The organism is Pedobacter sp. MC2016-14 (assembly GCF_020991475.1).
GTDB lineage: Bacteria > Bacteroidota > Bacteroidia > Sphingobacteriales > Sphingobacteriaceae > Pedobacter.
Genome location: NZ_JAJMPA010000003.1, coordinates 171976 through 192918, shown reverse-complemented (window position 1 = coordinate 192918; position 20943 = coordinate 171976). Strand labels below are relative to the sequence as shown.

Here is a 20943-nt window from a genome sequence, read left to right as displayed (position 1 = left end):
TTTTTAACAGGCCTATGCTTTCTGGTCTGTCTGCCATGTCTAATTTTAAACTGGCGTAGTTTACCCGTTTTAGATCGCCATTACCTTTGTTGTAATACATTCGGCGGTCAATGATTGCGGTCCTTAATGCTTTGGAAGGGTAATGATCGTGTATAAACGGATCGTAAGAGACTTGTTGAAAGATGTTGATCTTACCTTCTGTGATCCTATTTCTACACCCATTACGATTGAAACAAACCAACTACTTAGAGCTATTCGCTTTAAAATCATATATTTGCGCCACTATGCAAGATACGCTTAATTTCTCTAACTGGTCTTTAAAAAAGACGCTAAATACTGTTGATGACCCCATAACAAAAGCAAAGATTACCGTTTTCTATTACCTGTTTCTGCTAAATTTCCCGAAAGTTGGCGCGCTATTTTCTGGATATGTGTTTTATGGTGACGTTACCCAGGTAAAGCGGGCAATTATAGGGATTGCGGTTACGGTTATTATACTGAAATTACTGACATGGAAGCCCGCCTATTTGCAGGCGCTGATATTTTTTACCATTACGAGTACTATACTGGGGATCTGGAAAGTGATTGTGATTGATCATACCGCTTTAAATGTGGTAACTATTCAGAATGTTTTTATGATTATTATGTGGAGCTTTTATGGCTTGCCTCGTCGCTGGGGTTATTTTTACTGCATTTTGGCTATCATTCCAATTGTAAACGCAGTTTCAACAGGCAGCAATTCGGAGTTATTTGTAGGTGTACCACAGATTCCTATGTTTGCCTCTTCTTTTATCATTGTACTAAATTTTTTGATTATCCTGGTAGCCCATTTTTATTACCGGAACATCCTTTATAACACCATTGCAGAATCCAAAAAACTAAATGAAGAGCTTGAGCAGGCCAATGCAGCCAATACACTGTTCTTTTCCAGTATGTCTCATGAACTAAGAACGCCTTTAAATGCGGTGATTGGTATGGCCAGCCTGCTTATAGATGACAACCGCGATAAGGAACAAAAGGAAAACCTGGATATTTTAAAGTTTTCTGCCGAAAGTTTACTGTCGTTGATTAACGACATTCTTGATTTTAGTAAAATGGGCATGGGCAGTGTTAGCCTGGAGGCCATTCCTTTTAACCTTAAAGAACTTGCAGAAAATGTATGTGCTGGTTTGAGGATTAAGGCCAATGAAAAAAATCTGTATTGTACTACTGATATTGATCCGGAAATTGCAGAATTGGAATTGATTGGTGATCCAACAAGGATATCGCAGATTATTTATAACCTTGTTGGTAATGCAATTAAATTCACTAAAAAAGGCGGCGTAAGTTTCGAGATTAAGCTGATGCACAGGGTTGATAACCTGATCTCCTTAAGATTTATGGTTAAGGATACTGGCCTGGGAATTAGCCCTGAGCAACAAAAACTAATTTTTGAGCCTTTTACGCAAGCTGATGTAAATACGACAAGGAATTTTGGAGGCACCGGGCTGGGGCTTTCCATTGTAAAACATTTATTGACACTGCACAATACCAATATTGACATTGAGAGTGAGCTGGGTGCAGGTGCGGTATTCTCCTTTGACATTACCTATGCAGTTAGTGATAAAAAGAAGGAAGAAGTCGTAGCTTTTAATTTTAATAATAGCGCCCGTCCTGTTTCTGATTTAAAGGTATTAATGGCTGAAGATAATGCAATGAATAGCTTGCTGATGAAAAAGCTTTTCTCTAAATGGAACATCCAACTGGATATTGCAGAAAATGGCGAAGAAGCCGTTAAGCTGGTGGAGGTAAATGATTATGATATTATTTTAATGGATTTGCAGATGCCTGTGATGAATGGTTACGAGGCGACTACAAAAATTAGGACCATGACTGTACCGGGAAAGGCTACTATACCAATTATTGCTTTAACCGCCTCGGTGTCTTCGGATGTTCAAGCAAGCATTATAGAGGTTGGAATGACCGATTTTGTGAGCAAGCCCTTTAATCCTAATGAATTGTATGAGAAGCTACAACTCATTCAATAAAAATGTTGAAATATATCATCATTAAATGCATTTTAACCACTTAATGTTGGATAATTCCATCTTTTTTGTATTTTAAGTTATTTCTAGTATATTTGTTGGTGTTATTGAACATTAAGTCTAAATATAACACTTAAAGATGGAAAAAGCAGACATTTCTACTTATGCAAAAAGTGATGGTTTTTACCTGCAGCGTATTGGCGAATTTGTAAAATCTACAAGGATAGCACAGCATAAAACGCAGCAAGAACTTGCTGAAGCTGCAGGAATAAACAGGGGCACATTGGTGCAACTGGAAAAAGGACAGCCAGTAAATTTGCTTTCCCTCATTCAGATTTTAAGGGCTTTGAAACAACTCCATTTTTTTCAGCAGCTGGAACCTGTTGCTCAGGTAAGTCCGCTAATGCTTGCTGAAGCTGAACAAAAATACAACCTTCGCGTAAGGCATAAAACCAATACAGCAAAAGACAAACCTAAATCTGACTGGTAATGACTACAGCTTTTGTAAATTTATGGGACAAAAGAGTTGGGGCTGTGTTTTGGGATGCCGAAAGGGAATTGGCCAGCTTTGAATATGATCCGGATTTTTTGAGAACAGGACTGGACATTGCCCCTATTGTAATGCCGCTGGAGCAAAACATGATTTATAATTTCCCTGAACTTTCCAGAACATCTACTTTTAAAGGTTTGCCGGGTCTATTAGCAGACGCGCTGCCAGATAGATATGGGAATGCGTTGATTAATGAATGGCTGGTACGTAACGGCCGTGAACGTGATAGCCTGCATCCGGTAGAAATGTTGAGCTTTGTTGGAAACCGCGGTATGGGTGCCCTGGAATTTGAACCTGTAAATCCGCGTAGTGCTGATAATGCAACTAAAATTGAAATTAGCGGACTGATAGACATTGCCAGAAGCATCCTGAACGACAGAGAAGATTTTAGAGGAAAGTTGACCGCCAACAAGGAAAAAGCTTTACTGGATATTCTAAAAATTGGAACTTCGGCGGGTGGTGCAAGGGCTAAAGCTTTGATTGCCTATAATGAAGAAACAAAGGAAGTACGATCTGGACAAACGGATGTACCTGATGGTTTTTTACACTGGCTGATTAAATTTGACGGCGTACACGACAGTCAGTTTGGCGAAACTTATGGTTATGGGCATGTAGAAATGGCCTATTACCTAATGGCTAAAGATGCCGGCATTGACATGATGCCAAGCATGTTGTTTGAAGAACACAACCGGGGCCATTTTATGACCAGGCGTTTTGACCGGCTTCCTGACCAGGGGAAAGTGCATGTACAAACCTGGTGCGCATTGACACATCGCGATTTTATGGATATCAATTCATTTAGCTACGAAGACCTTTTTCAAACCATGCGGATTCTAGGCCTACCCTATCCTGAAGCGGAGCAGCTTTTTAGGAGAATGGTATTTAACGTGATAGCCAGGAATTGCGACGACCATACTAAAAATTTTGCCTTTACAATGGGAAAGGACGGCGTTTGGAAACTTTCTCCGGCTTATGACATTTGCCATGCCTACCGTCCGGATAGCATTTGGGTAAGCAGACATTGCCTTAGCGTAAATGGTAAACGAGATGGCATAGACCGGGCCGACTTAATTAACGTAGCCAGACAGATGAACATTAAAAAAGCTGACGAACTGATTTCGGAAATCCAGGCTGTAGTAAACCGATGGCCTGAATATGCAGACAAGGTGCAGGTAAGAACGAACCTTAAGGAAGCAATAGCACTTACTTTACTGAAACTTTAGTACGATTGCGGTGTTTATAATAACACCATTATACATACTATGTTATTATCAATTGATTGGACTAATTTCCTTTTTGGTGAAGAGAAATGGGAATTCCTGATAGAAATTTCTATCAGAACGATTGCCATGTATTTTATTATCTTGATTGGACTGAGATTACTTGGTAAACGCGGGGTAAGGCAACTCTCGGTTTTTGAATTGGTAGTCATTATAAGCCTTGGTTCTGCCGCAGGAGACCCTATGTTTTACAAAGAAATTGGTCTTTTGATGCCGATTGTGATTTTTGCCGTAATTGTGGCCGCTTATAGGCTTACGACTTTTATGATGGCAAAGAGCAAGAAATTTGATGACCTTGTTGAAGGCAAATGCGCTTACCTGATTAAGGATGGTGAATTTTCTATTGAAGATTTTAGCAAGGAAGGACTTGCTTATGATGAGTTTTTTGCCGAACTGCGGCAGTTGAGCATCTCTCACTTAGGACAAGTTGAAACCGCGATATTAGAAACCTCTGGAAATTTAAGCGTATATTATTATCCTGATGACAAGGTGAAGTATGGCCTACCCATTTTACCTGTTTTATTTGATCATTGCCTGAAAGAAATTACGGCAGCAGATACTTACGCTTGCGCCTACTGCGGAAAAGTGAAGGAATTACAGGCCGGAACAAAACATGTATGTACTAGATGTGAGCACGACAAATGGGTTAAAGCCATTAACATTTGCAGGGTAAAGTAATTGCTCTCTTGTGATTGTCAAATTACTTACCTTTGATGCGTGAGGGCATTAGATTTTAACAACAAATGGGTTTTGGTTACCGGGGCATCTTCTGGTTTGGGTTATGAAATGGCACGTCAGCTGGCACACCTGCATGGTGCAAACCTCGTAATTACAGCCCGAAGAAAAGACAAGCTTGAGCTTTTAAAGACAGAACTGGAGCAGCAGACTGGCATACAGGTTAAAATTGTTGTAGCTGATTTATCATTACCTGAAGATGTGGAACGACTGATAGCAGCTTGTTTAACTGATCAGCAACTTTACGCTGCAATATTGAATGCCGGCGTTACGTACTTTGGTTTACAAACTGCGCTTTCTCAGGAAAAATTTGCCAGCTTAATGCAAACAAATGTGACCAGCGTGGTACGCATTACAGACCAACTAGTAAGGCATTTTGAAGTTAGCAAATGTACCGGAGGCATTATGATAGTTTCTAGCATGGCGGCCCTTTACCCTACTCCATATCAGGCTGTTTATTCTGGTACCAAAGGCTTTTTACTAAACTATGCCAATGCTTTTGCCCAAGAGCTCAAACACTCGCCTTTTTCTTTAACAGTTTTTGCACCGGGTGGTATTGCCACTGAAATGACAGCCGGAGAGAAATTTAATGACCTTAAAGCCTGGCTGATGCCTGTAAAACAAGCCGCAAGAGAAGGGATTTACGCTTTACAACACCGCAAGCTTACCTACATCCCCGGATTAATGAACCGTGTAGGTAGCAACCTGATGCGCTTACTACCCAAAAAATTAATCATTTCGTTAATGGCCAAATCTTACAAAAAATCGCTGGAAAAAGGCTAATTAACTAGCGTAGTTTGATATTGCAACAATTGCTTCTTTTGACGCAAATGCGTAGTCATGCTCAGGGTATTAAAAGCGCCTAAGGCATTAAAAAGCAAGTCTACTTCTGGATTAGCATATATCTTCTCAAAATATTTAAGATCTTCGGCAAGATAATCTATAAAATCGGCTTTAATTTTCTCATCAATATCCTGCTGATAAGCTGGATGGCCAAGCATGATTTCTATTTGTGCCTTAAATTCGGGCTCAACCTCTTTAAGGGCGACCAGATAAGACTGGATAGCAGTGTTGGGCGTAGAAACCGACATAAACTGTACCGCTTCTGCCATTTTATTGTAGACCAGTTCCTGGTCATTGGTATGGGCTACAATACTACTATACTGTAAATAAGTTTGTTTAAATTCTTCCAGCTTGTGTTCTGTTCTTGCCAGGTAAAGAAAATGGTAAAATATCTTTTGATCTTGGTGGTCCAGCGTTTGGTTAATCTCTTCCAGTGTCTGTTTTAATCCTGTAAGCAGCATAAAGCAATTGGAATCGGTATACTTTTCGCCGTCGTATTCAAAGGTTTTAATCTCGGTTTGGCCGCCGTAAATTTGCTCTAGTACAGCAATGTCGGCACTTAAACTATTAACCGTATAAATAAGATCAATAACGTCATCACTAAACAACAAGGCTGTCCCCTCCGCGGTTATGCTGTCGCTCGGTTCAGGAACATCCTCAAAAACCTCAAGCTCAAAGCTTGTGTACGGTGAACGATAGATAAAATAGTCGTTATAAAGTTTCGGGAAAGACGTTTCTTCAAAATGCTTATTAAAGTCTTCGATGAAATTTTGTTGTTCATGAACAATAGGTTCCTGCTCAAAAGCAATGGATGAAAAACTATGCGCGGTAACTCGTTCTTCGAGGCTTTGTGCATTGTTTAGCAAGGTGCTGGCGCTACCGGTAAGCTCTCCTTTTACCGGTATATTTAACAGCTGTAATTGTTGAATGCGATCTTCTGTACTGGGGTGCGAGGACCACTGATCTTTCAAAACCAGTTTACTTTTGTTAAAACGGCTTTGAAATTCTTGTGTAACCTGAGGGAGGTCATGCTCAAATGGCAAACCTTTATCCCTGCCGATATGGTTCATGACATACTTTTGCAGAGGATAGAAGTTAGATGTTTTTTCTGAAGCTTTAATTTTGAAATCGTAGTAGTTAAACACCCTGTTCATAGCTTCATCTGCCAGTTCTGTACGCAGCAGGGAGCTAACGAGCGGAGCCGAACCTGTAACATGGGCCGCTACAGCATCAGCATGAAACTCCATTTCTCTGGACAGCGCCATGTAATTGAGGTTAACGACGGTATAAACCTTTTTTAAGATGAATTGAATAAATGTAACAATCTTAACAGCAAGCATTGCAAACAAGGCGAAGTAATTGCTTATGCCAGACCACTTTTGAATCATATGCTCATAGCTTTCGTTGTGATATAGCATATTGTAAATGACCTGATTAACGTTATATACATAACTCCCTACTTTCATGCTTCGCTGAGAAAAATGCCCAAACTCGTGTGCAAGTACGGCTTTAAGCTCTAATACCGAAACCGAGTTAATGAGTCCTAGACCAATGACCAGGTTTTTGCGCACAGGAAAAAACATACTCCAAAAACTAGAATCGTAAAATACAGCGGCATTTACTTCTGAGGAGATGAAAATCTTCTTCGGAAATTGTGTTTCTACCTCGGCAACGATATCTCGGATCATGCTAAAAAGTTGAGGTTGCTCTGTTTCTTTGATTTCGATGAGGTGTGAGCGGTCTGTTTTATTTTTGCTGAACACAAACTTGAGTAGAAAAAATAAAACAAGCAAAGCGAAAGACAGCAATCCAACGGCAACCATTCCGGTTACAAATGCTGCATACAACATGACCAGCCAATACCCCAATAACCCGCATAAAAATACCAGGCCCAATGCGCAGGCTACCAAAAATAAATAGGTGCCAAGAAAAAGCAATATAGATAAAACAGACTTTTGAGCCATCTTTCTAAAGCTTTTTGAGATTAAGAGCGTATTTTTCATCATACGGAACGTATATTTAAATCATAATGATCTATAAAGATTGTAAATACTTTTTAAAAGAGTACAAAAAAAGGTAAATAAATAATTATTCCCAATGGAGCTGTTTATTTTTTTTGTCTATTGTAACCAACCTGCTATTAATGCCGTAACTTAGATTCCTGTTTTGCTTAAACCGCCAACCAAATCACCAGCATGTCAACAAACGCTTATCCAATATTGGTAAATGAAAAAGAACGTTTAGCTGCCCTTCAATCATACCACATCCTGGATACGGTTGAAGAAAAGGACTTTGACGATCTTGCCATTCTGGCTTCGGCTATATGCCAAACGCCTGTAGCATTGGTGAGCCTGGTAGATGATGACCGCCAATGGTTTAAAGCGCATCCCGGTGTAGAGGTAACAGAAACGCCAAGGGAATATTCTTTTTGTGCACATGCCATTGCTGAACCAGATAAGGTGATGATGGTTCCTAATCTATCGCTGGATGTTCGGTTTGCCGAAAACCCCTTGGTAACTGGAGAAACGAACGTAATTTTTTATGCGGGTGTACCTTTGGTAAATAATGAGGGCTATGCTTTAGGTACGCTTTGCGTGGTAGACCATATACCACGGGAATTAAACGCAGAGCAGCTTAATTCTTTAAGGGTAATTGCCAGGCAGGTGATGGATAAGCTGGAACTTAGAAAAAAAGTAAGGGAACTTAAAATTGCCAACCGGGATTTAGAGCAGTCTTTTGCCTATTTACAAACTTTACACACCAACCTGCAAAAAAGCGAGGTTAAATTTCGAAGCCTTGTGCAGCAGGCTCCGGTAGCCATTGCCATTTTAAGGGGGCCGGAGCTCTTGCTGGAATCTGCCAATGACCAGATATTAAAGGTATGGGGCAAGGACAGGATGATTTTGAATAAACCGCTAACAAGTGCTTTGCCGGAATTGGAAGGACAAACCTTTCTGGAGATCCTGATGGAGGTGTATAACACAGGGAAACCATTTTACGGATTGGAAGAAAAAGTAGTGCTGGTATATAACCAGATGCTGAAAGATGTTTATTTTGATTTTGTGTACCAGCCTTTAAAAGATGAAGACGGAAACACAGATGCCATTATGGTGGTAGCTACAGAGGTTACGGAAGAAGTAAGGGCAAGAAAAATTGTAATAGAAAGCAATACTCGCTTAAATTTAGCACTTGATGCGGGTAAACTAGGCTCCTATGATGCGGACCTTAAAACTGGCGTAACGGTTTGTACTCCGCAGTGCAAAATTAATTTTGGCCTTGAAAAAGATAGCGTTTTTAATTTTCATGATTTGATGGACGTGGTACTGCCGGAATACAGGGAATATGTAAAAGAGCAATTAAATAATGCCATAGAAAATGATACCGTATACCAGGCAGAATACAAGATTAAATGGCCCGACGGTTCTGTTCATTGGATTAGTGCAGCAGGAAAACCACAATATGATGATGCGGGGAATGCTGTGAATGTGGTGGGCGTAACCCAAAACATTACAGAACGAAAAGAATATGAACAACGCAAAGATGATTTTCTGGGCATTGTAAGCCACGAACTTAAAACGCCGATTACCAGTTTAAAAGGTAACTTGCAATTGTTGGACAGGCACAAAAGTGATCCTGGGAATCCTATATTTCCACGGCTGATTGAATCCAGCAGCAGAAGCGTCGAAAAAATTACCAATATGGTAGATGAGTTGTTGAATATGCACCGCTTTAATGAAGGCCAGCTCAAGCTCAACAAATCGCACTTTACGGTCTGGGAGATGTTGAATTTATGTTGTAACCATGTGCGCATGTCTGGAAAACATGACCTGATTCTGGAGGGGGATAAGACACTACAGATTTTTGCCGATGAACATTGCATTGACCAGGTAGTGGTAAACTTTGTAAACAACGCGGTTAAGTATGCACCTGAATCCAGAAACATATACCTGAGGGTTGAGGAGGAAGCTGGTTTTGTGAAAATTTCTGTGAGGGACGAAGGCCTGGGAATTGCAGCAGAACACCTGCCCCATTTGTTTGACCGCTACTGGCGGGCAGATCATTCTGGAAATTATTATACAGGGCTGGGCCTTGGACTTTACATTTGTGCGGAAATCATAAAGCGCCATGATGGTGCAATTGGCGCTGTTAGTGAACCTGGAAAGGGAAGCACATTTTGGTTTACCATTCCGCGCTGAAACAAAAAAACCAGTGCATAGGCACACTGGTTTAATTTTCATTTGGTGTTTTTTATAGATAGAGTTACTTTGGCATTAAAACGGTATCCACAACATGTATTATCCCATTTTTTTGCATTACGTTTGCGATGGTTACAGTACTATTGCCGCCTTTTTCATCTGTTAACACTAATTTGTTTCCTTGCATCCAGGCCCACAGTTTTCCACCGCTAACAGTTGTCAACTCTGCCTTTCCTTTTCCAGCTTTAATTGCTTTAGCAAGCTCTTTTGCGGTCAGCGTTCCTGCTACCACGTGGTAAGTTAATATTTTGGTCAGCGTAGCTTTATTTTCTGGCTTTACCAATGTAGCAACCGTTCCTGCAGGGAGTTTGTCAAAAGCTTCGTTGGTTGGTGCAAACACTGTAAAAGGACCTTTGGACTTTAAAGTTTCTACCAAACCAGCTGCTTTAACAGCCGCGACCAGTGTAGTGTGGTCTTTTGAATTTACAGCATTGTCTACAATGTCTTTAGTAACGTACATAGCTGCACCTCCAACCATTGGATTTTTTTGTGCGTAAACCTGTGTTGAACACGCCATAGCTACTACGGCAATTGCTGATAAAATAATTTTTTTCATAGGGTATGTTTTTCTAAAAGGTATTGATATGCAAATGATAATTAAATTTTATTTCTTAACATTTACATTTTCATAGTAGGTTTTATATTAGAAGATACGAAGAAGAAAAGCCAGCGGTTTTGTAAAACTCATTTATTACTTAACAGAAATTGAAGTAGCTGTTTAATAGCTAAACTCACCTACCAAAACGCCGCTTTCTTTTTTTCCTGAAAGTTGCAGGGTAATGACCTTGCGCTGCTGTAGCTTACTGCCGTAATGGGTGTAAATTTCGGCCATTACTGTTGTAGCGCCACTAACGCTGATTTGCTGATCGCCATAATAATTGACTTGAATGGTATATTTTCCTTTGATGGCTTTTTTGATCATAAACTGTTCTGGACCGTACCCGCCAGTAAAATCATTGCTGATCCTGCCTCCTGTCTCTGTTTCTCTATGGCTATAAAAGCATTTTTCTCCATTTGGATCTGTAACCCATAAATCGATGTCTGTATCGTTCTTGTTCCAGTTTAGAACCACCCGTACATCAACTGGTAATGGCTGAATATACTTAGGGTTGATTTTACTGGTGTTTAATTTTGCGCCATGCAGCTGAACCAGGTTATTGATTTCCGTAAGTATAATTTCTTCAATTCCTTGGTCCCGCTGCCCTGTTTCTGCAGTATACCCTTTAGTAAGTACGCTGTAAAGCATATCCAGTGCTTCCTGATACTTGCCGCAATCTGCCAGGGCCAGCGCATAATCCCTGTAACTTTGGGCTTCCATAGGGCGCCATAATTTCACTTTATTACTGGCAAACAATTGCGCTGTAGCATTACCATTTTGTTTCAGCTTATAGGCTAATGTTTTGTAGATATCGGAGTTTTCCAATTCCAGCTCAGTCAGGTTACTTAAAATCATGAGGCCACGTTCTTCATCTTTTTGGTCGTAAAACCAATTGGCTAAATCCAGGTAAAATGAGGGCGTGTAAAGGTATGCTTTACGGATAAGCAAGTATTGCTGATAAGCCTGAGCTGGAGTCCCGCTTATTTTGCTCATATATGCTTTATCACTTTTGAATTTCGGTATGATAATCTCGGGGCTTTTAGGATTACTGACAGTTACATTGACACCAGAAACACGTTTAGCTAGTACATCTCCATACCCCGTTACAACAACTTCCTGCAAGGAGGATGTACTTGATACCCTATTCATTTGTCTATTCTGCGACCCTTCACTCCTAACTGACACTGCCTCTTCCCTCACAACTGGTGGTGGAAAACGTACCTGGTCTGCTGTTTTTGGATATTTCTTTTTGACACTAAAATCAGTATTCCACCATTTTTTCAATTCCTCACTCATATTTAATGCATTTGCGAGGAGGTCTTTTTTTGCATCTGCTGCAGCGAACCTGACTTGCTTACGGATACTATCGTATTCATCACGAAGTTCTTGCGGCGGACTAATGTTATAACGTATGTAATCACTTACATTTTCTAATACCAACAAACTGGTATTGCGCGTTACAATTCCAAATTGCCGGCCTAGTCCGGCAATTTCATCTTTATTTTGATCGTAATGCACGTCCATTTCACTAAGCTTTTTCTGGGCCCAAATTTTATGAACTTGTACGCTGCCGGCATCCTGCTCTGCGGCATTTAAAACCACCTTTTTTTCTAAGCTAATTGTGGTACCATAACCAAACAACAGTGTTAAACTGGTATTAGCAGCCGATGAAATACCTGATATGGAGATAAAGCCGTTTACCGGAACTGGATTTGCCGGATAAAGTTCTGTAATTGCATCATTCTGTTTTATGCCCATAAAATGGAGTTCATCTGTATTTAGTTGTTTGGCGGCTTCTGCCACAGAAAGCTCACTGAGGTTTAAAAACTTACCGCCACAATGGGCACTAATGAGTTTCATATTGCTGTAATCGGCTGTTACCGCGGTATTAATGGTGTATATTGGTTGCTCTAATGCCACTGTTGCTGCACCGAAACCAGAAAAGCCATCAGTAAAAAACAGATGCTCAGCAGCTTTAAACTGCTTATTGTTAATTTTACTGTAATCAGCTCCCCCATCATAAACAAGGTGCTCCAATTTGTTTCTTAAAGCTTCCCAATTGCCATCATTAATGACATACACTCCTTCTGTTTTAAAAGTATTATTGAGCAAGCCTAGCGTAATGGTGAGGTTTTTTTGCTCTTTTATAAAAGCATCCAGCAGGGCAATTTCTTTCTGGGTGTCTCGCTTTAATCCGCTTAATGATACATCCCAGATCAAGCCAACATTTTTACCCCAGCTGTGCAACCTGGCCGGACCGCTTAAGTACACATTACTTAAAAAATAGAAGCTATTTTCCGCTGGCTGCATGAGTGTTTCTATGGAATTTTTTGCTTTTGGCAAACTAATCACAAGATTATGCTTAGGCAAAAAGTTACTCCTTTCCATACTTGCAGTATAGGTGTTGCCATTGGCTTTGAAGCTAAAACTACCATCGGGCTGTTCTTTCAATAGTGGTATTTGACTGCTTTGCGAAACGGTGGTCTTTAGTGAAAATTGAGGGATCGCATAATTATAATCTAATGGCAGGCGATAGGTTAATGTATGGCCTTCATTGGCAACAAGTTCTTGCTCATAACCAATTTGGATCGTTCTGCTGCCGCCGGCAGGAAAGGGATAAATGCGGGTACGAAAGTTGTTTCCTTCTACTTTTTCAAGTAAACCAGGATCTACCCTTTGGCGTTCTATGCTTTCGAACACTTCGGTGGCCTTTTCCTTTTCTACGGGAACTGCCTGTCGCATTTTCCCGTTGATATCCAATGCATAACTGCTAATGCTCACTCCATCTGGCATTGGAAAAGTAAGTTCTCCTTCTAAAATACGACTACCTTTATTTTCAAATGTCATCGTCATAACGGTACTGGCAATATTACCCACTACGTGTACATCAATATTCAAAGATTTTAAGCTAACGATATCTTTTATGACGCCTTTTTTATTTTCGATAATTTTGATTTGCGGCACTTGTGCATAGGCAACCGGGCTAATGAGTACGACTAATGCGAGGAGGTAATCTTGAAAAGCTTTCATATTCCTTTGTTTTAATTACAGATGTAAAGCTTACCGTTATTCCATAATCTATTTTTTATCGCGCTGGATTCTATTTGTTAGCCCGCCTAAAATTATTTGATTTGCATAATAATCAATTTGATTCTAGAAAACATTTGCTGTAACAGGTAACGGTAGTCTTTATACCTTTGTACCATGACAGCAAGCACAACACTGATAAAACCTTTAAACGAAGAAAATAAAGGAATAGCCACTATATTGGCTTTTGCATTGATTCCGCTATCTGGATTTGCAACAGATGTTTACATTCCATCTTTGCCTAGTATGGCGGCAGATCTACAGGTTAGCGACTTGCAAGTGCAGCTAACCCTAAGCGTGTTTTTAATAAGTTATGGAATTTCGCAACTATTTGTGGGAAGCTTGCTGGATAGTTTTGGAAGGTACAGGATTAACTTGATTTGTCTTGTTATTTTTGCACTTTCCAGTTTCATTATTGCCAATACAGATAGCATATATGTAATTTATGCCATGCGTGTTGTACATGGTTTAACTGTAGGTGCAATTGTAGTTTCCAAGCGTGCTTTTTTTGTTGATGTGTATAGCGGAGATAAACTGAAACATTACCTGAGCATGTTTTCTATTATTTGGGCTACTGCCCCTATCATTGCCCCCTTTGCCGGCGGCTATTTGCAACATTACTTTGGTTGGGAAAGCAACTTTTATTTCCTGGGCATTTTTGCAATTGTAGTTCTGCTGCTTGAGCTATTGTATAGTGGGGAAACGATACAAAACAGAATGCAGTTTAACCTAAAGAGCATTGCGGAAGTGTACATGACCATGATTAAAACCACGAGTTTTACCTTAGGGATTGTAATGCTTGGTTTGGCATACTGCATGGTGATGATTTATAATATGACGGGTCCTTTTATCATTGAACACCAGTTGCACCTATCGCCGGTTATTGCTGGCTACAGTTCTCTGGTATTGGGTTTTGCCATGATGGCGGGAGGTTTAATTGGAAAGGCCACCATCAACAAGCCTTTTATCAAAAAGATAACCATCAACCTGAGCTTACAACTTACTTTTGGAGTATTGATGCTGGCAACGGCAGGATGGATATCAAATTTATATTCGATGATTTTCTTCGCCTTGCTCATCCATATGGCCTCTGGTTATACTTTTAACAGTTTTTTCACTTTCTGCCTGAGCGCTTTCCCAAAAAATGCAGGAATAGCAAGTGGCTTAACGGGAGGTATCAACTACGTAATTGTATCTTTCTTAAGTTATGGAATTATTTACCTGGTGCCCGCCAAAGATGAGCATAACCTGGCATTAAGCTATGTTTTACTTATAGGATTGTCTGTGCTGGTCTTTTTTGCCATCTCCAGGTTAAAGAACAGGCCTTTGTAATGGGATGCCAGCAGAAGCTCCTCTTATTATCTTAGTACAGGTACCGGCTTTTTATGTTCATCTATAGCAACGAATGAAAATTCTCCCGTTACGGCCTTCTCCCGGTGCTCTGTGTACATTTGCTCTACAAAGATCTCTACCCTTACCTTCATGCTGGTATTGCCTATATGTGTAATGGAACCAATGAGCTCTACGATGGTGCCTGCAGGGATAGGTTTGGTAAAGTCTATCTTATCGCTGCTAATGGTAACCATACGCTGGCGACTAAACCTGGTGGCCGTAATAAAAGCAACTTCATCCATCATGGCCATGGCTGTACCGCCAAAAAGCGTATCGTAATGGTTGGTTGTATTGGGAAAAACGGCTTTGAAAATCCTCGTTTCTGCGGCTTTAATCTTTTCTTCTAAAGTCATGGGGGGCTATTAACAAAGACAGGCCGCAATTGCGGCCTGTCTTTTATTGAATGATCAAAAAACTATTTACCAGCGTTTTTTTTCTCTGTTACTTCAGTACGGATTTCTTGTGCCAGAACTTTTAAGTCTTGCATAGCTTTACGTACGCGTGTTCCTGCAGCACTGTTTCCAGCACTATAAAATTTTTCTGCATCTGCTTCTACTGAAGCCAATAATTCTTTTACCTTTTCGAATTTTTCCATTTTTTGATTTGTTTTAATTACATCAGCCCGCTTTACAGCAGTCTTGATTTGAGCCCAAATATATAATTTCTGAGAAAGAAAAGTGCATTTATGATGTGTAATTGAACTTTTTAATATCTTTACGAGTGATTTTTTGCAAAACATTAGCTATTAAAATCCGTTTTACCAGGGGTAAGAGCTTAAACAATACTTAATGAACAGATACATACAACTGGTTGAAGACGACGAAGATATTAGGTTTATTGTAGAATATATATTAGAAGATTCAGGATACCATGTAGAAAGCTTTCCGAATGCGACACTTTTCCTTGAAAGAACAAATAAAACAGAGGTAGATTTGGTAATTCTGGATGTGATGCTACCCGATGGAAATGGAATTGATTTGTGCAGGGCGCATAAAAATGACCCGCTAACTGAAAAAATACCAGTTATGGTAATGTCTGCTCATGCACGTGCCAAATCTATTCTGGAAGAAGCATGTGCTGATGATTTTATAAGCAAGCCTTTTGATCTTGACAACTTTTTAAGAAAAGTTAAACTGATCTTGAACGATAAATGAGGTGCGATTTCTAATCGGTTTTTTGACTAAAAAAAAGGTCTGATACATTAGCATGCATCAGACCTTTTAAATGGATATTCTACTATCCCTTTATTTTATAGAAGCCTTACCTATAAGGTTATCTATTCGTTTAACAATATAGTCAATATCAAAAGGCTTGCTTACATAAGCATCTGCGCCCGCATCCAGACTTTTTTGCTTATTTTGATCATTTGCCGACATTACAATGATTGGAATGTGTTTGGTAAACAAATCACCTTTTAAATCTAAACAGATATCAGCACCGTCCCCATCCGGCAACATTACATCAAGAATAAACAGATCAGGAACTGAATCTTTCAATTTACCTTTAAGTTCTTCAAAAGTTGATGATAACTGCAATTCGTATCCTTCATCTTTGAGTAAAAACTCAATGATATACCTGATATCTTCATCGTCTTCCAGTACATGTATTCTTTTAATCATTTGCTTTGTTTTATTTGTTTGTCCTATATAAGCAAGAATATTGCCACACATTTTCAAAACTGGCAATTATTTGTATTATTTATGATTCAGAAATTTCAACTTTTAGTAATACATTCTTAAACAAACATTTAAGTTGCCCGGCATATCAAATACTCTTCAAATAAAAAAAGTGCAGTAAAATAGATTACCGCACTTTTTCTAATTTTTCCGCCATGCGGATTATATTTTTATAATATCAATAAACGGGGATTGATACGCTTTTGCATAGAAATACTGGATTTCATTTGCTCTTTGGGTTGATTGTCTTCTGTATTTACAGTTCTCTCTCTAAAAAATGAATCAGTTGCTGACTTTACTTCGGGGTTGGTTATTTTCTCCTGGTTTCTCATGGCGTATGTCTTTTCTTTGAAGTTACAACATTGATGCCATAAAAATTGTTTGCCGATAATATTAATTTTTCTGTTTTTCGCCTTTTTAAAATAGGCAAAACTGCAAAATGGTGTATTTTTTTATATACAACTTTTAAAAATAACAAAGCCGGTTTAATTGATCCGGCCTGTTATATTAATTATTCCTAAATTTTATCACCTAGCATCCACTAATCATGATAAGGTCTTTCTATATAGATCAGCAAAAGCTGCTATTATGTATTAAATTTCAACAAAAGGCTTCTGTAGTCTGCTGATAGGATGATAGCCCAAAAACCTTACCTCTGTAGAAACAAAAGACGGCTTAACAGGCTCTTCTTTAACCAGGTCTGTACTTAGGTACTTTTTATTACTATCGCAGAGTAGGGTAACTACCACTGCTGCATCGCCCATTTTTTCTTTCAGTTTAATTGCACCTATTACATTTGCGCCTGATGAAATGCCAACCGCAAGTCCAAGTTGTTTAGCCAGCATTTGTGCCATGATAATCGCATCACCGTCATTTGCCTGGATCACCTCGTCCAATTCATTTAATTTCACAATTTCAGGAATAAATTCATCTGATATGCCTTGAATCCGGTGACTGCCAACTTTATAACCTGTGGTTAAGGTTGGGCTTTCTGCAGGCTCTAAAGGATGAATTTTAATTACTGGATTGTATCGCTTTAGGCATTTGCCTACACCCATCACAGTTCCTCCCGTACCAACTCCAGCAACAAATGCGTCGGGCTTTATACCCGACAGCTTTAGTTGCTCCCAGATTTCGAGACCGGTTGTCTTTTCATGAGCCTGCTCATTGTATTCATTTTCAAATTGCCTTGGTAAAAACACATTGCCTTCCTTAGCCAATTCTTCACACATTTTAATGCTTCCTAAAAATCCGCCCTCTTCTTTGCTAATTAAAATAACTTCGGCGCCCATGCTTCTAATGATGTCTATACGCTCTTTGCTTAACCAGTTTGGCATTATAATTTTCACGTTATGGCCAAGTGCTTTTCCTATAGCAGCAAATGCAATCCCCGTGTTTCCACTTGTAGCTTCAACAATGGTATCGCCCGGTTTAATACTACAAGACTGGTAGGCCTGATACATGATATTTAAAGCCATCCTGTCTTTAACACTTCCTGTAAGATTGTAATTTTCACATTTAACGTAGATGGTGCTGTTTTTACCCTTATAGATATACTGCAATTCAAGCATTGGTGTATTACCAACCAAGTGCCATAAATGCTTAAATTTATCGCTTAATGCAGGTGGCAGACATGAATTAGCCGCAGTTTGTTCCATAGTTATCCTGAGTTCTATTAAACTGTATGTTTAACACTGCAAAGCTCAGAATTACTATTAATTATAACAATCAATGCTTCAAATTCCAGAAATTATATGGAAATACAATAATGATACTGTATTATTTTCAGAACCAGAATCTAAATTACTGGTACATTTGTACTTTTTCTACTTGCACACTCTTTAAGAGTAGTGGTATAGTGATATAAAAGGTACTGCCTAAATTATGAGTACTGCTAAACCCAATCTCCCCCCCTTGCAATTCTGTAAATTCTTTACAAAGCAATAAGCCTAAGCCCACTCCTTTTTCATTTTTAGTCCCAAATGTGGATTTTGCAGTAAATGAAAACACGTCCTTTTGCTGATCTTCGGGAATACCAGCCCCGTTGTCAATCACGGCTACTTTACAAAAATTATCCTCAACACTGGCCTGAATAAATATTGCACTGCCCGATCTGCTAAACTTTATGGCATTATTAACTAAATTTCTAATCACCAATTGCAACATATTGAGGTCTGCTACTACATTAATTTCTTCATCGATGTCATGTTCCAGCTCAATGCCCTTTTCAAGCGCAATAACTTTTTCCAGGGATATAATTGAAAGTAAGGATTCTGAAAGATTTAGTGAGACGATATCTATTTTTACACCTTCCATTTGCGACCTGGACCAGGATAAAAGATTAGACATCATATTATTGGTATTTCTGGTTAGCAAGAGCAGTCTTTCTTCCAGACTTTTTTTATCCTCCGCATCCAGGCTTTCCCGGCTAAGCAATTCCAGATAACTTTGAACAGACGCCAAGGGCGACCTTAAATCATGCGCAATAATGGAGAATAACTTATCCTTTTCTGTATTTAAGATCTCCAACTCCATATTTTTTCTTTCTATGGCAATTGTGTTTTCAGATACTGAATTTTTTTCCTGATCGTAATTTTTGCGGATAAAGGCAAGCGTAAAATAAATGAGTACCACCACCACCATGTAGGCAGATGAAACATCAGTAAACCGATCAAAATCTGTAGTGTAGCTTTTAGGTATAGATTGAGGATAGTTGTATTGGTAGAGATGAAGGCCACCTACCACAGATAAATTGATGAGCAACCAAAGCCAGTTGTTTTTTTGAGGCACCATAGCCATAGTGAGGTAAAAAAACAAAGCAAACAATACTGAAGTAGGCCCATCTATACCCGAATTAAAATAAAAAACGGCTATGAAGAATAAATTACCCAGGATACCAAGCGTGATAATACTGGATATAAATTGTTTTTTTACCCTGGAGCGGTAGTAAAAGAAGCCCAGGCAAATTAGCATGAACAAACTTAGCCATGCAATAATAGGCAAGCCTACATAAAAGTTTAAAGGAACGTTATAAAGTAATGCTACCCAACCGATTAAACATAAGGAATGAAACACCCTTGTTTCCAAAGAAAACTCTGAAGACGTACCAACAAAGTAGTCCCAAAACTGATGTCTTCGATTAAATATTTGCATAAATTTAAGCAATCCCCTTAGTATAAATACTATGCCCCTAAGATAGTGTATCTTTACTTAAAAAAAACTGCTTTTCGTTAAATTATCGCATAACGCCTATAATATCGCCCTTCCAGTCCGGGAAAATCACATTATTGTTATTGATGCTAAGGTGTTTATCCGCCACTTCACTAAATATACTTCTAAAATCGGTGGTCACTTTCAGGTCTCTGCCATCCTCAAGGTTTTCTTTTGCTAAGGGGTCCATTTTTCCATGAACCAATCCACCGTTTACAGTATTTCCCAGAATGAAGTTACAAGAAGCCCTGCCATGATCTGTTCCTCCGGTTCCATTTTGATGAACAGTACGCCCAAATTCCGTCATACTCATTAAGGTAACATCATCTTGTAAAGTCCCCATATCGGTCCAAAATGCAACCATACTTTCGCTTAAATCATTCACATTGCGTGCAAAAATGCCAGTTTCTGTTCCCTGATTTACATGTGTATCCCATCCACCCGATTCTGCAAAAGCAACTTCCATTCCTACATCCATTTTAATAAGCTGTGCAATTTGTTTTAATGAATTGCCTAGTGAACTATTTGGATATACAGCGTTGTTTGCCGGTTTGTAATTTTTAACATCAATCTTTTTAAGCATGTTCACAGCTTCAAAGCTTTCTTTTCCTGTCTCTTTTAATAAGTTGGAGGATGTTTGATCGTACAAATCTTCAAAACTTTTAGCGGCCATGTTTGCACCCATTGGATTTCCACGCATTTGAATGTTAAAGTCCTGAATGTTACTTATGGCAACTGCGGCATTCTCTCCGTAAAAAGACCTTGGCAAAGATGAAGTTAAACTAACTCCTTGAAATGGTGTTGCCGCATCGTGTCCAAGCAAACCTACGGCACGGTTTAACCATCCACTGGCGGTACCTTTTCTAAATGGTGTTCCCGATTCCATATAATCCTGAGCATCAAAATGAGATCGTGTAGGATTTGGGGAACCCATACCATGCACAATTGCCAGGCGTTTATCTCTAAATAAAGGTTCAAACGCAGACATTGAAGGGTGTAGTCCGTAGTTGCCGTCAAGGTCTATAAGAGGTTTTGTTAAACCTGATTTTGCGGCAGACATGAATAAGCCCGGCCTCGCAGCTTTTAAATACGGGTCATTAAAAGGCGTAACAGCCATTAATCCATCCATTGCTCCCCTTTGGAAAATACAAATCAATACCTTTTTTCGTTTAAAAAGCGCCCGGGATTGCACGCTCGCAGCGGCTTCCAAAACAAAGGAAGGAATCCCTCCAAGGCCAATTCCAAACAGTGCAAGAGCACCAGCTTTTACAAATCCTCTTCTTGATGTCATG

Annotated in this window: 17 protein-coding genes; 8 read left to right on the top strand and 9 right to left on the bottom strand. The window is 39.3% G+C overall.

All coding sequences use genetic code 11. From position 1 onward, the window contains the following. Positions 1-284 precede the first annotated feature (284 nt). The 5 genes from LPB86_RS16155 (at position 285) to LPB86_RS16135 (ending at position 5372) form a co-directional block, all read left to right on the top strand. The gene (locus LPB86_RS16155) at positions 285-2027 is read left to right on the top strand and encodes a response regulator (protein WP_230645842.1); all 1743 of its coding nucleotides are present in this window, start codon (positions 285-287) and stop codon (positions 2025-2027) included. A gap of 136 nt (positions 2028-2163) precedes the next feature. After that, complete coding sequence (locus LPB86_RS16150; RefSeq protein WP_230645840.1) at positions 2164-2514, top strand: helix-turn-helix domain-containing protein; 351 nt, start codon at positions 2164-2166, stop codon at positions 2512-2514. Further along, positions 2514-3797, top strand: coding sequence for a type II toxin-antitoxin system HipA family toxin (locus LPB86_RS16145; RefSeq protein ID WP_230645838.1), 1284 nt, complete (start codon positions 2514-2516; stop codon positions 3795-3797). Before LPB86_RS16150 ends, LPB86_RS16145 begins: the two co-directional genes overlap by 1 nt. 39 nt (positions 3798-3836) lie before the next feature. Next, positions 3837-4532 carry a DUF421 domain-containing protein gene (locus tag LPB86_RS16140; protein ID WP_230645836.1) on the top strand — a complete coding sequence of 232 codons (696 nt, stop codon included), beginning with the start codon at positions 3837-3839 and terminating at the stop codon, positions 4530-4532. Positions 4533-4571: 39 nt separating this feature from the next. Next, the gene (locus LPB86_RS16135) at positions 4572-5372 is read left to right on the top strand and encodes an SDR family NAD(P)-dependent oxidoreductase (RefSeq protein ID WP_230645834.1); all 801 of its coding nucleotides are present in this window, start codon (positions 4572-4574) and stop codon (positions 5370-5372) included. On the opposite strand, the gene LPB86_RS16130 is transcribed toward LPB86_RS16135, so the two are convergent. After that, complete coding sequence (locus tag LPB86_RS16130; RefSeq protein ID WP_230645832.1) at positions 5369-7438, bottom strand: M48 family metallopeptidase; 2070 nt, start codon at positions 7436-7438, stop codon at positions 5369-5371. The genes LPB86_RS16135 and LPB86_RS16130 overlap by 4 nt on opposite strands. A gap of 189 nt (positions 7439-7627) precedes the next feature. On the opposite strand from LPB86_RS16130, the gene LPB86_RS16125 reads away from it, so the two are divergent. Beyond that, the gene (locus LPB86_RS16125; protein WP_230645830.1) at positions 7628-9628 is read left to right on the top strand and encodes an ATP-binding protein; all 2001 of its coding nucleotides are present in this window, start codon (positions 7628-7630) and stop codon (positions 9626-9628) included. A 64-nt stretch (positions 9629-9692) separates the two neighbouring features. Here the strand turns inward: LPB86_RS16125 and LPB86_RS16120 are convergent, their stop codons facing one another. Continuing rightward, the gene (locus LPB86_RS16120; RefSeq protein WP_230645828.1) at positions 9693-10244 is read right to left on the bottom strand and encodes a fasciclin domain-containing protein; all 552 of its coding nucleotides are present in this window, start codon (positions 10242-10244) and stop codon (positions 9693-9695) included. A 162-nt stretch (positions 10245-10406) separates the two neighbouring features. Then, positions 10407-13316, bottom strand: coding sequence for a VIT domain-containing protein (locus LPB86_RS16115; RefSeq protein WP_230645827.1), 2910 nt, complete (start codon positions 13314-13316; stop codon positions 10407-10409). A 174-nt stretch (positions 13317-13490) separates the two neighbouring features. Between LPB86_RS16115 and LPB86_RS16110 the strand changes: the two genes are divergently transcribed. Beyond that, the gene (locus tag LPB86_RS16110; RefSeq protein ID WP_230645826.1) at positions 13491-14705 is read left to right on the top strand and encodes an MFS transporter; all 1215 of its coding nucleotides are present in this window, start codon (positions 13491-13493) and stop codon (positions 14703-14705) included. Between the two features lie 26 nt (positions 14706-14731). On the opposite strand, the gene LPB86_RS16105 is transcribed toward LPB86_RS16110, so the two are convergent. Both LPB86_RS16105 and LPB86_RS16100 read right to left on the bottom strand, forming a co-directional pair. Next, entirely contained in the window at positions 14732-15118 is a 387-nt protein-coding gene (locus tag LPB86_RS16105; protein WP_230645824.1) for an acyl-CoA thioesterase, read from the bottom strand. 62 nt (positions 15119-15180) lie between these two features. Next, the gene (locus tag LPB86_RS16100; RefSeq protein WP_230645821.1) at positions 15181-15360 is read right to left on the bottom strand and encodes a histone H1; all 180 of its coding nucleotides are present in this window, start codon (positions 15358-15360) and stop codon (positions 15181-15183) included. 193 nt (positions 15361-15553) lie between these two features. Here LPB86_RS16100 and LPB86_RS16095 point away from each other — a divergent pair, with 193 nt between their 5' ends. Beyond that, positions 15554-15919: a response regulator transcription factor gene (locus tag LPB86_RS16095; RefSeq protein ID WP_230645819.1), complete on the top strand. Its 366-nt coding sequence runs from the start codon at positions 15554-15556 to the stop codon at positions 15917-15919. A 90-nt stretch (positions 15920-16009) separates the two neighbouring features. Here the strand turns inward: LPB86_RS16095 and LPB86_RS16090 are convergent, their stop codons facing one another. The 4 genes from LPB86_RS16090 to LPB86_RS16075 form a co-directional block, all read right to left on the bottom strand. Further along, complete coding sequence (locus LPB86_RS16090; protein WP_230645817.1) at positions 16010-16384, bottom strand: response regulator transcription factor; 375 nt, start codon at positions 16382-16384, stop codon at positions 16010-16012. A gap of 650 nt (positions 16385-17034) precedes the next feature. Then, positions 17035-18099: a PLP-dependent cysteine synthase family protein gene (locus LPB86_RS16085; protein WP_230645815.1), complete on the bottom strand. Its 1065-nt coding sequence runs from the start codon at positions 18097-18099 to the stop codon at positions 17035-17037. A 145-nt stretch (positions 18100-18244) separates the two neighbouring features. Beyond that, entirely contained in the window at positions 18245-19594 is a 1350-nt protein-coding gene (locus LPB86_RS16080; RefSeq protein ID WP_230645813.1) for a sensor histidine kinase KdpD, read from the bottom strand. A gap of 82 nt (positions 19595-19676) precedes the next feature. Then, a complete protein-coding gene (locus LPB86_RS16075) occupies positions 19677-20942 on the bottom strand; it encodes a DUF1501 domain-containing protein (protein ID WP_230645811.1) in 1266 nt (421 codons plus the stop codon). Position 20943: the final 1 nt, after the last annotated feature.

What these genes read in the sequence shown, in the direction of transcription:
- LPB86_RS16155 (WP_230645842.1), top strand. Translation starts at nt 285, where the DNA reads ATGCAAGATACGCTTAATTTCTCTAACTGGTCTTTAAAAAAGACGCTA.
- LPB86_RS16150 (WP_230645840.1), top strand. Translation starts at nt 2,164, where the DNA reads ATGGAAAAAGCAGACATTTCTACTTATGCAAAAAGTGATGGTTTTTAC.
- LPB86_RS16145 (WP_230645838.1), top strand. Translation starts at nt 2,514, where the DNA reads ATGACTACAGCTTTTGTAAATTTATGGGACAAAAGAGTTGGGGCTGTG.
- LPB86_RS16140 (WP_230645836.1), top strand. Translation starts at nt 3,837, where the DNA reads ATGTTATTATCAATTGATTGGACTAATTTCCTTTTTGGTGAAGAGAAA.
- LPB86_RS16130 (WP_230645832.1), bottom strand. Translation starts at nt 7,438, where the DNA reads ATGATGAAAAATACGCTCTTAATCTCAAAAAGCTTTAGAAAGATGGCT.
- LPB86_RS16125 (WP_230645830.1), top strand. Translation starts at nt 7,628, where the DNA reads ATGTCAACAAACGCTTATCCAATATTGGTAAATGAAAAAGAACGTTTA.
- LPB86_RS16120 (WP_230645828.1), bottom strand. Translation starts at nt 10,244, where the DNA reads ATGAAAAAAATTATTTTATCAGCAATTGCCGTAGTAGCTATGGCGTGT.
- LPB86_RS16115 (WP_230645827.1), bottom strand. Translation starts at nt 13,316, where the DNA reads ATGAAAGCTTTTCAAGATTACCTCCTCGCATTAGTCGTACTCATTAGC.
- LPB86_RS16110 (WP_230645826.1), top strand. Translation starts at nt 13,491, where the DNA reads ATGACAGCAAGCACAACACTGATAAAACCTTTAAACGAAGAAAATAAA.
- LPB86_RS16105 (WP_230645824.1), bottom strand. Translation starts at nt 15,118, where the DNA reads ATGACTTTAGAAGAAAAGATTAAAGCCGCAGAAACGAGGATTTTCAAA.
- LPB86_RS16100 (WP_230645821.1), bottom strand. Translation starts at nt 15,360, where the DNA reads ATGGAAAAATTCGAAAAGGTAAAAGAATTATTGGCTTCAGTAGAAGCA.
- LPB86_RS16095 (WP_230645819.1), top strand. Translation starts at nt 15,554, where the DNA reads ATGAACAGATACATACAACTGGTTGAAGACGACGAAGATATTAGGTTT.
- LPB86_RS16090 (WP_230645817.1), bottom strand. Translation starts at nt 16,384, where the DNA reads ATGATTAAAAGAATACATGTACTGGAAGACGATGAAGATATCAGGTAT.
- LPB86_RS16085 (WP_230645815.1), bottom strand. Translation starts at nt 18,099, where the DNA reads ATGGAACAAACTGCGGCTAATTCATGTCTGCCACCTGCATTAAGCGAT.
- LPB86_RS16080 (WP_230645813.1), bottom strand. Translation starts at nt 19,594, where the DNA reads ATGCAAATATTTAATCGAAGACATCAGTTTTGGGACTACTTTGTTGGT.
- LPB86_RS16075 (WP_230645811.1), bottom strand. Translation starts at nt 20,942, where the DNA reads ATGACATCAAGAAGAGGATTTGTAAAAGCTGGTGCTCTTGCACTGTTT.